This window comes from Fredinandcohnia onubensis (assembly GCF_002734215.1).
Lineage (GTDB): Bacteria > Bacillota > Bacilli > Bacillales > Bacillaceae_L > Ferdinandcohnia > Ferdinandcohnia onubensis.
The window spans coordinates 153,861-168,275 of record NZ_NSEB01000007.1; the positions used below are offsets into that span (position 1 = coordinate 153,861).

General features: G+C 37.5%; 10 protein-coding genes. 6 read left to right on the forward strand and 4 right to left on the reverse strand.

Features of this window, described 5'->3' with window-relative positions:
• Positions 1 to 14: 14 nt before the first annotated feature.
• Both hemE and CKK03_RS09855 read right to left on the reverse strand, forming a co-directional pair.
• The gene (gene hemE, locus CKK03_RS09850; RefSeq protein WP_099362414.1) at positions 15 to 1,052 is read right to left on the reverse strand and encodes a uroporphyrinogen decarboxylase; all 1,038 of its coding nucleotides are present in this window, start codon (positions 1,050 to 1,052) and stop codon (positions 15 to 17) included.
• A 393-nt stretch (positions 1,053 to 1,445) separates the two neighbouring features.
• Entirely contained in the window at positions 1,446 to 3,584 is a 2,139-nt protein-coding gene (locus CKK03_RS09855) for a transglycosylase domain-containing protein (RefSeq protein ID WP_099362415.1), read from the reverse strand.
• A gap of 130 nt (positions 3,585 to 3,714) precedes the next feature.
• On the opposite strand from CKK03_RS09855, the gene CKK03_RS09860 reads away from it, so the two are divergent.
• The 6 genes from CKK03_RS09860 to CKK03_RS09885 all read left to right on the forward strand — a co-directional run bounded on the left by CKK03_RS09860 (position 3,715) and on the right by CKK03_RS09885 (position 10,439).
• Positions 3,715 to 4,221 carry an antibiotic biosynthesis monooxygenase family protein gene (locus tag CKK03_RS09860; RefSeq protein WP_099362416.1) on the forward strand — a complete coding sequence of 169 codons (507 nt, stop codon included), beginning with the start codon at positions 3,715 to 3,717 and terminating at the stop codon, positions 4,219 to 4,221.
• Positions 4,222 to 4,335: 114 nt separating this feature from the next.
• Positions 4,336 to 5,754, forward strand: coding sequence for a hypothetical protein (locus CKK03_RS09865; RefSeq protein ID WP_099362417.1), 1,419 nt, complete (start codon positions 4,336 to 4,338; stop codon positions 5,752 to 5,754).
• Positions 5,755 to 5,925: 171 nt separating this feature from the next.
• Positions 5,926 to 7,533, forward strand: a complete 1,608-nt coding sequence (locus tag CKK03_RS09870; RefSeq protein ID WP_099362418.1) for an ATP-binding protein — start codon at positions 5,926 to 5,928, stop codon at positions 7,531 to 7,533.
• The gene (locus CKK03_RS09875; RefSeq protein WP_099362419.1) at positions 7,533 to 8,216 is read left to right on the forward strand and encodes a response regulator; all 684 of its coding nucleotides are present in this window, start codon (positions 7,533 to 7,535) and stop codon (positions 8,214 to 8,216) included. The genes CKK03_RS09870 and CKK03_RS09875 overlap by 1 nt, the downstream gene beginning before the upstream one ends.
• A 248-nt stretch (positions 8,217 to 8,464) precedes the next feature.
• On the forward strand, positions 8,465 to 8,914 hold the full coding sequence (locus CKK03_RS09880) for a tripartite tricarboxylate transporter TctB family protein (protein ID WP_099362420.1): 450 nt from the start codon (positions 8,465 to 8,467) through the stop codon (positions 8,912 to 8,914).
• A gap of 16 nt (positions 8,915 to 8,930) precedes the next feature.
• Complete coding sequence (locus CKK03_RS09885) at positions 8,931 to 10,439, forward strand: tripartite tricarboxylate transporter permease (protein WP_099362421.1); 1,509 nt, start codon at positions 8,931 to 8,933, stop codon at positions 10,437 to 10,439.
• A 63-nt stretch (positions 10,440 to 10,502) separates the two neighbouring features.
• On the opposite strand, the gene acnA is transcribed toward CKK03_RS09885, so the two are convergent.
• Complete coding sequence (gene acnA, locus CKK03_RS09890; RefSeq protein ID WP_099362422.1) at positions 10,503 to 13,193, reverse strand: aconitate hydratase AcnA; 2,691 nt, start codon at positions 13,191 to 13,193, stop codon at positions 10,503 to 10,505.
• 78 nt (positions 13,194 to 13,271) lie between these two features.
• Complete coding sequence (locus CKK03_RS09895) at positions 13,272 to 14,411, reverse strand: PrpF domain-containing protein (protein WP_099362423.1); 1,140 nt, start codon at positions 14,409 to 14,411, stop codon at positions 13,272 to 13,274.
• Positions 14,412 to 14,415: the final 4 nt, after the last annotated feature.

Below are 14,415 nucleotides of genomic sequence, written 5' to 3' on the forward strand. Positions count from 1 at the left end.
CCTCTAAAGCTAGATTAATTTTTACTTGAATACTCGTGGATAAATGTAGTTAGACGCTTTAGTGTCTCTGGATTAACATCTGGGAAAACACCATGTCCAAGGTTGAATATATAACCCGGTTGTTGCATTCCCTGGTCTAGGATTTCTTTTGCTCTTTCTTCAATGACTTCCCAAGGAGCTAGTAGAATTGCTGGATCAAGATTTCCTTGAACTGCTTTTGTAATTCCAAGCTCTCTTGCTTTCATAATTGGCAAGCGCCAATCAAGTCCTACAACATCTAGCGGTAAGTCATGCCATTCTAATGCTAAATGGCTTGCTCCTACTCCGAACATGATTAATGGCACATTCTCTTCACGAAGTGCAGTAAAGATACGATGCATGACTGGTTTAATGAAATGACGGTAGTCTGCCACATTTAATGCTCCTACCCAAGAGTCAAAAATTTGTACAGCTTTTGCACCTGCAGCTATTTGTGACTTCACATATGTAATTGTCATTTCAGCTAGTTTATCCATTAAGGCAAACCATGCATCAGGTTGTGCGTACATGAAAGCTTTCGTTTTATTATAGTTTTTTGAAGGTCCACCTTCAATCATATAGCTTGCTAGAGTAAATGGTGCTCCTGCAAATCCAATCAATGGAACGGAGAGTTGCTCAGTCGTTAATAGCTTAATTGTATCAAGCACATACGGAACATCTTCTTCAGGATGTATTTCACCAAGTTTCTCAACGTCCTTTACGGAACGGATTGGGTTACTGATGACAGGTCCAACTCCTGCTTTGATTTCAACATCTACTCCAAGTGCTGGAAGTGGAGACATGATGTCTTTATAGAGAATTGCTGCGTCCACATCATATTGCTCAACTGGAAGTCTTGTCACATATGCACATAACTCAGGCTGATGTGTAATTTCAAACAGTCCGTATTTTTCTTTGATTTTTCGGTATTCAGGCTGTGATCGTCCCGCTTGGCGCATATACCAAACAGGTACATGTTCCGTTTTTTCACCCCTTGCCGCTCTTAATAATGTATCATTAAAACCCTTTTGCATATGTATTTACCTTCCTTTCAACATCTTCACACAATAGTCTTTATAATAGCATAAGTAAGTATTAACTTAATCAAATACGCCTTGGCGTAATTGCGCCCAGATTTTTTCGAGCCTGCTCGAAAAGCTACCTTTGAAAATCTGTTGCATCCGCCGGAGGCTTTAACTTTATTTAGCCTAGGGTTGAACTCCTAGTTGAATTAATTACTCTAATTACATTCATAACCCACTTATTGAACTACTACTAAATAAAGTTAATAGAACATTTCATATCCTCACTTTATCACTATAATTGTTTCTACTATCCTTGTATACAAAACCGGGGCAAATGTCAAAAATTTGACGAACATTCACAGATAAAGGGTGGTGAAAGTAAACACCACCCTTTTACATGATTCATTTACTAGAGAATAAGGTAGGCTTAACAGCTTGAGATTTTGTTCCTTCTTCTTTCGTCTGGGAGTTAAAAGGGACTATAAAATAAGATGGTATCGAAAATATATTTACATTTTCAATCTCAAAGTCCCCACTCCCTCTAACAGAACCCACATATTTTACAGACTTTGAATTCTCCTCATATATTCGATATTCAACCCGTTCATCTGCTGCAGGTGTCCATTTTAGGGAAACCGTAAATAATCCAAGTGGTTTAAAGGTTAAGCTAGCTTTAACATCATCAATTTCCGCGAGCCGTATCGGTGGCTCAAGTTCCTCTACATCCTTTGGAGCCGAAAAAGCAGTTACTTTCTTCAGTTCAGATTGATCGAGAATCTTTTTAAAGAGTTTGGTTGGAGATGCACTTCCACCTTTTAAATAATGAGTGGCATCTGTAGAATCATAGCCCATCCAAATTGCACCTACTACTGATGGTGTGAATCCGACAAACCAAGCATCCTTTATTCCATTTTCTACACCAGGTAAATTGGTTGTCCCAGTTTTCCCTGCAAGTGCCCCCGGATAAGTTCCCACCTTTGCAGTACCATTATCGACAACGCCTTCAAGCATTCTTGTCATATACCAAGCCGTTTGTTTTGAAAAAGCTTCAGTCTCATGTGTCGATGCCTCTCCAATCACTTTTCCTTCACGGTTTACTATTTTGCTAATAACATGTGGTTCAATCACTTTTCCATCACGTGCAAAGGCGCGATAGGCTTTTGCCATTGCAATAGGAGAAATGCCTTCTTTAAGTCCACCTAAAGCGATTGATAAGCCTTGGTCTGGAATTGTGATACCTGCTTTGGTTAAATATTTTTTAGCTGTATCAATACCAACTCTATCAAGCATCCAAACAGCTGGAGCATTTGATGACTCAACTAAAGCATCATACATTGAAATTTCACCTTTATAAATACCTGAATAATTGCTTGGTTCATATTCACCATAGGTTAATTTTTTATCAACCAACATGGAATAGGGTTCAAATTCATCTTCTTCCAATGCCGGTCCGTAAACTGCCAACGGTTTAATCGTTGATCCAGGTTGTCGTTTAATTACAACACGATTAATGCCTCGACTTACATAATGCCTACCACCAATACTAGCTAAAACGCCACCTGTATCATTATCTAATAGTACAAAAGCACCTTCTACATTTTCATCAACACCCGGAAAGTTTTTTTGATCCTTAAATAGCTCGAAAGCTGTTTTTTGAATCTCCAAGTGAAGAGGAACAGTAATTGTATATCCACCTCTAAGCAATTCTTCATTTGATAATTGATAGCGTGTCTTCGCTTCATCAAATACCATATCGATATAGGTTACTAATGCTGGGTCCCGCTCTACCTCATGGACATTTAGTGAAAGAGTCTTTCCTTGGACTCTAACAGCTTCCTCTGGCTGTAAAAACCCTCTTTTCTCCATTAAGTTAATGACCAAGTCCCGTCTTTGTTTACTTTTTTCAGGATTTAAGATGGGTGAATAAGTTGATGGTGCTTTCGGTATTGCTGCAAGTAGCGCACCTTCTTCAACCGATAATTCACTTACATTTTTATTAAAATAAAATTTTGATGCAGATTGAATTCCGTATGCACCGTGACCAAAATAAATTTGATTTAAATACATTTCTAAGAGCTCTTGCTTACTGTACTCTTCTTCTAAATTAATGGCTATAATCAATTCTTTCGTTTTACGCAAGAATGTTTTTTCATTTGTTAGGAAGACATTCTTAGCGAGCTGCTGTGTAATCGTACTTCCACCTTCTACCTTTCCACCAGCAATAATATCTTTGTATATGGCTCTTGCAATTGCTTGAAGATCGATACCATGATGCTGATAAAACCGAGTATCTTCTACTGCAACAAATGCCTGCTGTACATATTCCGGAATTTCCTTAATCGGTACAATATCCCGATTCTCATAATATAATTTCGTAATAAACTGTCCATCTTCATCAACCAGTTTTGTTGCTGAATTCATAACAAGTTTTTTGTCATCAATGACATAGTCACCTGCATATATGATAAGCAAATACCCACACAATCCAAGGACAAACGAACCGATAATAATAAACAATGAGAGAAATAATTTTCTTTTCATACTGTGACCTCCTTGGAATAAAGAATTTACGGCATTCAAACATTTTTCACGTTTAGTTGGTTATGTTATCTTTTAGTATAACTGTAAAAGTTTCTCACTATGTATGCCCTATTAATAAAGGAGGAGTTACATGAACTTTTATATGGCGTTCGGTACAATTGATTTTTTGAAAAAACTCCTGGAAAAGCACAAAAAAGAAAACATGACTGCGTTTTATAATAATGAAACAGCAATTCTGCTCCATGAAACAACGAAGAAATCCATTTTTGCCGCACCACGAAAATATGAAGTTCTCACTGCTACAGGAGACATTGAGCGTGGGAAATTTTCTGCCTTCACATATATCCCGGTAACAGAGGAAGGTAAACCGTTATTTGAATACAATATCACCCAAATGAGTTCTGTGTTTCAGAACACTTCAGGATTTATTGCCTTTCGCGCACTAAGGCCAATAAAAAGTGATACTTTTGTAGTTGTAAGCTTTTGGGAAAAAGAATCCTTTTATTTAGATTGGACACGCTCGGAAGGTTTTGAACTGCTTGAACAAGTTATTGAAAAAACGAAAGCCGGCTTAAACCAAATAGTCTTTTCTGGCCCTGTTTATACAAAAACTTTTCACTCATTAACAGATGATTAAAATTTGTGTGCACTTCTCACACCTAATCCCCAGCTACATATTCTGTAATACAAACATAGGTTAACGTGTAGTTACCTCTGCTTGAATTCGGAATTAGCGAATGGGGGTTTAACAATGTTAGTGGAATTAACCGCCCTGCATTGGATATATGTTTCGTTTATCCTCTTAATCATTGGTTTTATGGTGATGAGGAGGGACACTTCACTTATTTGTATTTTCGGTATCTTTCTTCTCGCCATTACAGCAACTGGTTCAATAAGTGCTTCCGTAAGTGGTGTCTTTAATAGCTTTATTTATGCAATAACCGAGTTACTCTCAACGATACTCGTCATATCGATTATTGTTTCGATGAGTAAAGCATTAACGGTGACGGGCATCAATGATATCATGATTGCTCCTTTTGCAAAACTTATCCGTTCCCCAGCTCTTGCTTATTGGACAATTGGTATTGTCATGATGGTAATATCATGGTTTTTCTGGCCATCCCCAGCAGTGGCCCTTATTGGTGCGGTACTTTTACCGGTAGCAATGAGAGTAGGTTTGCCCGCTTTGGGTGTCGCAATGGCAATGAATTTGTTCGGTCACGGAATTGCATTGTCAAGTGATTTTATCATTCAAGCCGCCCCTAAGCTTACAGCAGATGCTGCTGGTCTTGAAGTTATGGAGGTTGTAAAAGCAAGTATCCCTTTAGTTTTTGTGATGGGGATTGTAACAACAGTTGTAGCCTATTTCTTACTCCGTCGCGATATGCGAAAAGGAACTCTTTCTGTAGATGGTAATTCTGACTATTCAAATCCGTTGACACAGGATCTTTCAGAAAAAGAGGAAGAACGTTTAAGAAGCTTACTTTCTACAACCGCAAAACGTCTCTTTGCCATTTTAATCCCTATCCTTTTTGCCCTAGATGTTGTTGCCATGTCTGTCTTAAATCTTTCCGGCGGAGACGCAACAGCACTTGTTGGTGGAACCTCTATCTTTATTCTTCTACTAATCTCACTTGTTGCTCATAAAAATGCTGGATTAGAAAAAACAACAACCTATTTAATTGAAGGCTTTCAATTTGGATTCAAAGTATTTGGTCCGGTCATTCCAATCGCCGCGTTTTTCTATCTTGGGGACTCTGGTTTTGTTAAAATCATTGGCGACTTCTTACCAGAGCATTCACAGGGAATTGTGAATGACCTTGGAGTTAGTCTTGCATCTGTCGTACCATTAAACGCCCCCGTCGGCGCGGTTACCTTAACCATTGTCGGTGCTATTACAGGGTTAGATGGTTCAGGCTTTTCAGGAATTTCGTTAGCTGGCTCACTTGCTGCATTATTCTCATCCGCTCTCGGGGCTGGTGCTGCGACATTAACCGCACTTGGTCAAATTGCCGCAATTTGGGTCGGTGGCGGAACCCTCGTTCCATGGGCACTCATCCCTGCTGCTGCAATATGCGGTGTCGACCCATTTGAACTTGCTAGGAAGAACTTACTTCCGGTAACAATTGGATTGGTAATAACAACAATTGTAGCGATGTTTTTAATCTAATCAATCATTAAAGAAGCTCTTACAGGATAAGGGCTTCTTTTTTACTTTTTATAAAATAGTAATTTATAAAAGTTTCAATAAATTAAATGTTATGAATCTACGCCATTTTTCGATATAATACTAGTAGATTCTACATTTTCTTCCTATATTAATGTCATCGGAGAGAGACACATGTTAAAGCTTTTTAACATTACCTTACAAACTAAAATTATCACATTAATTCTTACTTTAATTGTGTTTGTGACATCAGTCTTAACAGGGATGTTTATTTATTATGAAGCAAAAGAAACCAATGAAGAAATGCAAAAGCTTTCTTTACAGGCATCACGTACACTTTCATTAATACCGGCCTTGAAAGATGGTTCTCATGAAGATTTACAATCTGGTTCGATGGAAGCAATTACACAGCAAATCAGCAACCAAGTTGGAGCTAATTTTATTTTTATCGAATATAAGGATGGGCTAAACTTCTCTTATCCCGATGTTAGTATCGACCATTCAGCCTTTGATGACGAAAACTATAAAGCGATTGTGTTTGGCAGCTTTTACACAGTCGAAACAGATAATGAACTAGGGAATATTTTGTGGGGAAAGGCACCGATTATTTCAGGAGAATCTGGACAACAAATCATTGGTGTTGTAAGTGTCGGTTATTTAAAAAATGAAATAAAACAAAATATCAATCAGAAGTTACTTAAAACGTTATTTATTGCGATTATCGTTTTAATCGTTGGCTTATTTGGTGGGGTTCTATTAGCAAGGAGTATTCGCAATGACATAATGGGACTTGAACCACATGAAATTGCTTCCTTATATCGAGAAAGGAATGCAATCTTAAAATCTGTAAAAGAAGGAATTATTGCAATTGATAATAAGGGATATATTACATTACTTAATAAATCTGCAAAACAAATGCTTGGAATTTCAAAAGATAGCATTAATAAACCAATTGCTGAGCTTCTGCCAAACACCAGAATGCTCCGGGTATTAGATACAAATATGGTTGAGACCGATGATGAAATGATTATCAATAATCGTGTGTTAATTGTGAACCGTATGCCTATTATTGAGAATGGTAAAACAGTTGGAGTCGTTTCTAGTTTTAGAGATAAAACAGAAATTAAGAAAATGGTCGATACCTTAACAGAGATAAAAAACTACTCCGAGGATTTGAGGGCACAGACTCATGAATTCACAAATAAATTATATGTTTTATCCGGATTACTGCAGTTAAAACAGTATGAACAAGCAATTGCTATGATTCAGGAAGAAACAAATCAACTAAACTTTCAAAACGATATATTGTTTAATCAAATTAAAGATCCTAAGCTCCAAGCTATTATACTTGGAAAGGTAGGAAAGGCATCGGAAAAGAAGGTTAGTTTGATAATCGATGAAAATAGCTATTTATCCAAATTACCGGACCATATCTCAATTACGGATTGTATCATCATAATTGGAAATCTGATTGACAATGCAATTGACGAAGTGATGCAAGACGAAGGTGAAGTAACATTTTTCGTAACCGACATCGGAAACGATATTGTCTTCGAAGTTAGTGATAATGGTAACGGGATTCCAACCGAAAAAATGTCCCTTCTCTTTGAAAAAGGAGTATCCTCTAAAGGTGAAGAAAACAGGGGCTTTGGACTGTGGAATGTGAAGACCGTTGTCGATAAGTTAAATGGGTCAATCGAAATATCAAAAGGAAAGAATGGCGGAGCAATTTTTACGGTTTTTCTACCGATAAAAAGTCAGATTGATAAGGAGGAAGACTGATGATAAATGTACTTATTGCTGAGGATGACTTTAGGGTAGCCTCGATTCATGAACAATTCTTACAAAGAATTGAAGCTGTGAACCTGATGGGTAAATCCTCAAACGCAAAGGAAACCCTTGATTTGTTAAACCAACATCAAAATATAGACTTGCTTTTATTAGATGTTTATATGCCCGATAAAATGGGTACTGAAATTTTGCCGATCATTCGAAATCTGCATCCTGATGTAGACATCATTATGATAACTGCCGCGACGGAAAAGAAACATTTAGAAGAATCGCTCCGTGGCGGAGTTTTTCATTACCTGATAAAACCGGTAACATTTGAAAAATTTACGGAAACGATAGAAAAATATATCGAAAAGAAAGAACTATTAAACAGCAGGAATGAAGTCGATCAGACGATTGTAGACCACTATTTCGGGGGCAAACAAATTCAGCCTGTCGAAAAGAAAATACATTATCCAAAAGGTATTGACCCCCTTTCCCTTGAAAAAGTACGAGATATTATCAACCGCTTGGATACAGGAATTACTGCTGAAGAAATGGGTGAACGCATGGGAGCATCCAGAACAACCGCAAGACGTTACTTAGAATACCTAGCATCAACTAATGAGGTAATTGCCGAACTTGAATATGGGATTGTCGGTAGGCCAGAACGTAAATATTCAAAACAAAGATGATCATAAAAGGTTAAGCATCTTGAATCTCTTTCAAGATGCTTTTCCATGAACAAAATGAACTAAAAGAATTTATCGAATTTTATATTACTTATTTTGAAAACGGTTACAAATTTGTGTCTGAACTTTTAAAATAGTTTTAAGAGTTATATTAGAACAACTAAGAATTTTAACTACTATGAGGGGTGTTTAAAAGGTCAAGTAAACGAATCAATAATAAAAAAAGATTTAGAGAAAGGAAGGTTATAAAAATGGGGGCAACTAGATTAATTCTACCGATTATTTCAATTCTAATTAGCATTTTCTACTTTATTTCAACTCTTAATCTACCTAAAGCCAAATTGGGAGACCCAAATGGTCCACTCTATTTTCCAATGATGGTTAGTATTTTTCTATTTATTGTGAGTGTTATTTATCTCATAAAAGAACTTAAAAATCACTATCCCAAAAATGATGAAATCAAGTTATTGTTTAAGGGCAGAGTTCCCTTTCTAATCATTTCTACATTGGTATTATCATTGATTTACACGCTCATTTTTGAAAGAGTAGGATTCTTAATTTCAACAATGCTGTTCATGGCAGCTGTTTTATTCATCGTTAATGGTAAAGAAAAATGGAAGGTTAATATTAGTGTAGCTGTTTTATTTAGTTTGGGATCATGGTACGCCTTTTCTCAACTTCTAGCCGTCAGCTTACCATAGATTAAGGGGGGATAACATGGATATCCAAGGAATTCTTGAAGGATTTGCAACGGTACTTAGACCGGAAAATATACTATTTGTCGTATTCGGAGGATTTTTAGGAACCATTGTTGGGATGCTTCCAGGTTTAGGACCGGCAACAGCAATTGCGGTTTTAATCCCAGTTACATTCGGAATGGATCCAACAAGTGCATTAATTTTAATGGCAACAATTTACTATGGTGCCATGTATGGTGGATCTTTAAGTTCAATCTTGATTAACACTCCTGGTGACGGATCAGCTGTTGCCGCTACATTTGATGGTTACCAAATGGCAAAAGCAGGTCGTGCTGGCCCAGCGATTGCGATTACGGCAATCGGTTCACTCATCGGTGGTTTTGTCGCAGTTATTGGTTTTATGTTTTTAGCAAAGCCACTATCTAATTTCGCTCTACAGTTTGGTCCAGCGGAATACTTTTTACTTATGCTTTTCACTTTATCAGCTGTCGTTTCCTTATCAATTGGAAATATGACTAAAGGATTCATTTCAATGGGACTTGGATTAGTACTAGCTACAGTTGGTATCGACCTTCAGACAGGAGTACACCGTTTTACATTTGGAAATGTTCATTTAAGTGATGGAATCAACTTCTTAGTTATTATTATTGGTATCTATGCAGTTGGAGAAATTCTCTATAACTACTTAACAATTGATAGACCAATTGGTAAGAAGAATAAACTTGGACGAGTTTGGATTACAAAGGATGACTGGAAACGTTCAAAATGGCCAATGTTCCGTAGTTCGCCACTAGGCTTCATTGTTGGTATTCTACCTGGTGCCGGTGGCGCGATTGCTTCATTAATGGCATACAGTACGGAAAAACAACTTTCGAAGCGTCCTGAAGAGTTCGGTAAAGGGGCAATTGAAGGATTAGCCGCACCCGAAACGGCTAACAACTCAGCAGCGGTTGGTGCTTTCGTTCCACTATTAACTATGGGTATCCCAGGTTCTGGAACAACAGCCGTAATGCTAGGAGCTCTTGTCATGCTAGGTGTAAAACCGGGTCCACTTCTATTCGAAAGTGATCCAAATATGGTATGGAGTTTAATCGATAGTCTATTCTTGGGTAATATTTTCTTATTCTTAATTAACGTATTAATGGTTGGTGTTTTTGTAAAAATCTTAGATGTTCCGGCAAAGGTCTTATACCCAATTATTTTAGTCCTTGCATTTATCGGTGCATACACAATGAACTACACAATATTAGACTTCTATATTTTAATTATTTTCGGTGTCATCGGTTTATTCTTGAAGCTCTACGACTTCCCAATTGCTCCAATGATTTTAGCATTAATTGTTGGAAGCGATATGGAACAAAACTTCAGAAAAAGCCTTGTAGCTGGTCATGGTAATTTAGATATCTTTGTTAGTTCACCTATTTCAATTACACTATTAATCTTGACACTTTTATCACTAACATATCCATTATTCGTGAACAGAAGAAAAAAGAAAAAGACAGATCTAAACGAAAATACCTCCCTTTAGAATGAATAATCGATTAAATTGTAGATTAAAACCCTTAGTACTCTTACTAAGGGTTTTAATCGTTTATGAAAGATTTTCAAGTACGGTATGTAAAATACCACCGTTTTGATAATATTCAATTTCCACTACACTATCTAAACGTACAGTAGCGGTGAATTCAATTTGTTCTAATTGGTCTTCTTTCCTTGCAATCACTTGAACCTTTTGTCCTGGTTTGATTTCACCGTTTAGACCTTTTATTTCAAAGTCCTCTCTACCATCTAATTGTAAGGTATCGGCGTTCTCACCTTCATTAAATTGAAGTGGCAATACTCCCATCCCTACTAGATTGCTACGATGAATGCGCTCGAAGCTCTCGGCTAGGACTACTTTAACACCTAATAACGCCGTTCCTTTTGCAGCCCAATCACGTGAACTTCCTGTGCCATACTCTTTACCTGCAATGATAAGAAGGTTTTGATTTCCCTCCTTATATTTCACTGCTGCATCATAAACTGGCATGATTTCACCAGTTGGCAAATACTTCGTAAAGCCTCCTTCTATTCCATTAGCTAATTTATTACGAATTCGGATATTCGCAAATGTCCCCCTAACCATTACATGATGATTTCCTCTTCTTGAACCATATGCATTGAATTCCCGAACTGGAATACCTTTATCTGTTAGGAATATACCGGCTGGGCTTTTTACTGGAATTTGCCCAACTGGAGAAATATGATCTGTTGTAATCGAGTCACCTAACATTAATAAGGCCCTCATGTTTTTAAAATCTGAGTCTGTCTTGACTGTTGAATGCTCTTCAAGGAAATACGGCGCTTCCTGTATATAGGATGACTGATCATCCCATTTATAAAGCATCCCTTCAGAAGATTCAATCGACGACCATGCCTCATTTTCAAAAATATGTTCATACTCCTCTTTAAATAGCTCTTTCGTAATAGTAGAACGGATCACTTCATTTATTTCTTCTGTAGATGGCCAAATATCTTTTAAATATACTGGATTTCCTTTGTTTCCGAAACCAAGTGGTTCTGAGTACATATCTAATTGAACTGAACCCGCTAGAGCATACGCAACCACCAATGGCGGCGAACTTAAGTAATTTGCTTTTATAAGTGGATGTACCCGTCCTTCAAAGTTTCGATTTCCACTTAAAACAGAAGCGACAAGTAGATTATTCTTTTTAATTGCCTCCTCGACAGATTCAAGAAGGGATCCACTATTTCCGCAGCATGTTGCACAACCATAACCATCAATATAAAATCCAATCTCTTCTAATGCCTTTAGTAAACCAGATGCTTCAAGGTATTTTGTAACTACACGTGAGCCTGGTGTTAAACTTGTTTTTACAAACTCAGGCTTCTTAAGGCCAAGTTCCAATGCCTTTTTGGCCACTAAGCCTGCTGCTACCATCACACTTGGATTCGAGGTGTTTGTACAGCTTGTAATGGCTGCGAGTACGAGGGAACCAGTACTGATCACACTACCGTCCTTTAACTCAACTTTCTTAGTTAGCTCTGCTTCATCTAAGCCATACCCGCCACTTGCAACCGCCTGTGTTACGACTCTAGAAAACTCATCCTTCATCGAGCGCAATTCAATACTATCCTGTGGTCTTTTTGGACCCGCAACTGTTGGTTTAATTGTTGATAAATCCAGCTCTAGTGTTTCAGTAAACTTCGGGTTAGGGGTATCATCTGTTCTAAATAAACCTTGGGCCTCATAATATGCCTTTATCAATGATCGGTTTTCTCCACGTCCTGTTAGCTCGAGATAATCTAATGTCACTTCATCAATCGGAAAATAACCCATAGTCGCTCCATATTCAGGAGCCATATTGGCAATTGTTGCTCGGTCAGTTAAAGAAATACTGGATAATCCTTTGCCAAAAAACTCAACAAACTTGCCTACTACTCCTTTTTTTCGAAGTGAATTTGTAATCGTTAATGCAAGATCTGTTGCCGTAACACCTTCTTGAAGCTTACCTGTCAGCTTTATTCCTACTACCTCAGGAATCACGAAATAAAGTGGTTGTCCAAGCATGGCTGCTTCTGCTTCGATTCCACCAACACCCCATCCTATTGTTCCAAGTCCATTAATCATCGGTGTATGGGAATCTGTACCTACAAGAGAATCTGGATAGACAATGTTTTCTCCATTTTCATTTTTTGTGACAATCGAAGTAGCCAAATACTCTAAATTAACCTGGTGCACAATACCGTTTGAAGGTGGTACTGCCCTAAAATTAGAAAAGCTATTTTGCGCCCACCTAACAAAGCGATATCTTTCTAAATTTCGTTCGTATTCAAGATTAAGATTATTAGACAAAGATTCTTGGTTTCCAAAATAATCCACAATCATTGAATGGTCAATTACTAAATCTACTGGAATTTGGGGATTTATGCGTGATACATCTCCACCTTTTCGTTTCACAGCATCTCTCATGGCAGCTAAATCCACGATGGCAGGAATTCCTGTAAAGTCTTGAAAGACAATTCTAGCTGGCTTGAATGGAACTTCTTTTTTCTCCCATTGTGTCTTCTCCCAGTTTGCAAGTTGTTCAATATGTGAGGTGGTGATTTGCTTTCCATCTAGATGGCGAACAGCAGCCTCTAGCAGCATTTTAATTGAATTAGGAAGTGATGAAATCGGATACCCATTCGTTTCTAGATCTTTTATTCTATAATATTGATATTCTTTTCCATCTACATATAATGTTCTTTTTAATGTAGATCGAGAATCAGTTACACTCATGGTTTCGCCTCCCTTGTTGTTGTAAACATTGAAAAAATAGTCTAGTTGATGTCAATCAGCTAGATATTATGATAAACACTATATTTTAGGAATATATAAATCACCTTTTATAATTCTTCGGGCTGTTCTGTCTAAGCCAACAGAAGCAACATCAGCCTGCTCCTCGGTTAAAGCAACGCGTACCTCAGCGATACCCTCTGGATGACCGATTCGAATCATTTGTTCAACACTTCCATCTTTCTTTCTAGAGTATTGATTTGGAACTGTTCCCTCAAGCAATGCAGTTGCAGCTAAGTTATATAACCCACTCCCTGCAAAAGTACGATGAAATTTCTTCATCGAAACCATTTTTGCAACAATATCAATATCGTTCGCTTTAATATGCTTACCCGCTGAAGTCACATAATCATGTGGACTAGCAACTACAGCAATTTTCGGTATGGAGGGAATGTTTTTTGCTTCACCTTCGTTTTTTGCGATACCGCCGGCAACTGCCATTTTCAAACGAATTTCCTCTAGTTCAGACAATAATTCATGATCCGCTCCTACAACATGATTTAGCTCAGAACCTGCTATCCCAAAATCACTTGCAGCTACATACACAAATGGGTTAACAATATCGATAAATGATGCTTCATAGCTTCTTTTACTAGTAGCAATCGTTGTTTTTAGACCAATCGGAATTGTTTTCCCAGTCTTTCCCCCTCCAGGCGAGAGAATATTGACCATGATCTTTGCTCCTGGGGTAACAATTCCTGGCATCAAATAATCTCCTGATACCTTTGCTTTGCCGTTTGATAGTGGAACTCTCATTTTTATCATTTTATTTATATTCTTATTAAAAGCTGATACAGAAACAAAATCATCGTTTGAGCTCGTTGAAACAAGGCCTTCATCTACTGCGAATGCTCCTATAGCCGCCATTAGATTTCCACAAGTGCCTTTATCGTCAACAACTGACTCTCCAATTCCAATTTGATAGAATGTATAATCAAGGTCCGCACCTTCTACAGTTGGCTCTGAAATAACCATGATTTTACTTGTGTGAGATGTACCGCTTCCTAGGCCATTTACTTGTGAGGGATTGTATGCATCAATTCCTTCTAAAAAAATTCTGTGCTTCAATTCGTTATTTGTTGGTAAATCTTTTTCATGAAAAAAGATACCTCTACTTGTGCCACCTCTATAAACAACACAACGCACTGAGAATTGAGACATTATT

Bases quoted from the DNA above. Each gene is read 5' to 3' on its own strand.
- CKK03_RS09870 (WP_099362418.1), top strand. From the start codon at position 5,926: ATGTTAAAGCTTTTTAACATTACCTTACAAACTAAAATTATCACATTA.
- CKK03_RS09865 (WP_099362417.1), top strand. From the start codon at position 4,336: ATGTTAGTGGAATTAACCGCCCTGCATTGGATATATGTTTCGTTTATC.
- hemE (WP_099362414.1), bottom strand. From the start codon at position 1,052: ATGCAAAAGGGTTTTAATGATACATTATTAAGAGCGGCAAGGGGTGAA.
- CKK03_RS09880 (WP_099362420.1), top strand. From the start codon at position 8,465: ATGGGGGCAACTAGATTAATTCTACCGATTATTTCAATTCTAATTAGC.
- CKK03_RS09875 (WP_099362419.1), top strand. From the start codon at position 7,533: ATGATAAATGTACTTATTGCTGAGGATGACTTTAGGGTAGCCTCGATT.
- CKK03_RS09885 (WP_099362421.1), top strand. From the start codon at position 8,931: ATGGATATCCAAGGAATTCTTGAAGGATTTGCAACGGTACTTAGACCG.
- CKK03_RS09860 (WP_099362416.1), top strand. From the start codon at position 3,715: ATGAACTTTTATATGGCGTTCGGTACAATTGATTTTTTGAAAAAACTC.
- CKK03_RS09855 (WP_099362415.1), bottom strand. From the start codon at position 3,584: ATGAAAAGAAAATTATTTCTCTCATTGTTTATTATTATCGGTTCGTTT.
- CKK03_RS09895 (WP_099362423.1), bottom strand. From the start codon at position 14,411: ATGTCTCAATTCTCAGTGCGTTGTGTTGTTTATAGAGGTGGCACAAGT.
- acnA (WP_099362422.1), bottom strand. From the start codon at position 13,193: ATGAGTGTAACTGATTCTCGATCTACATTAAAAAGAACATTATATGTA.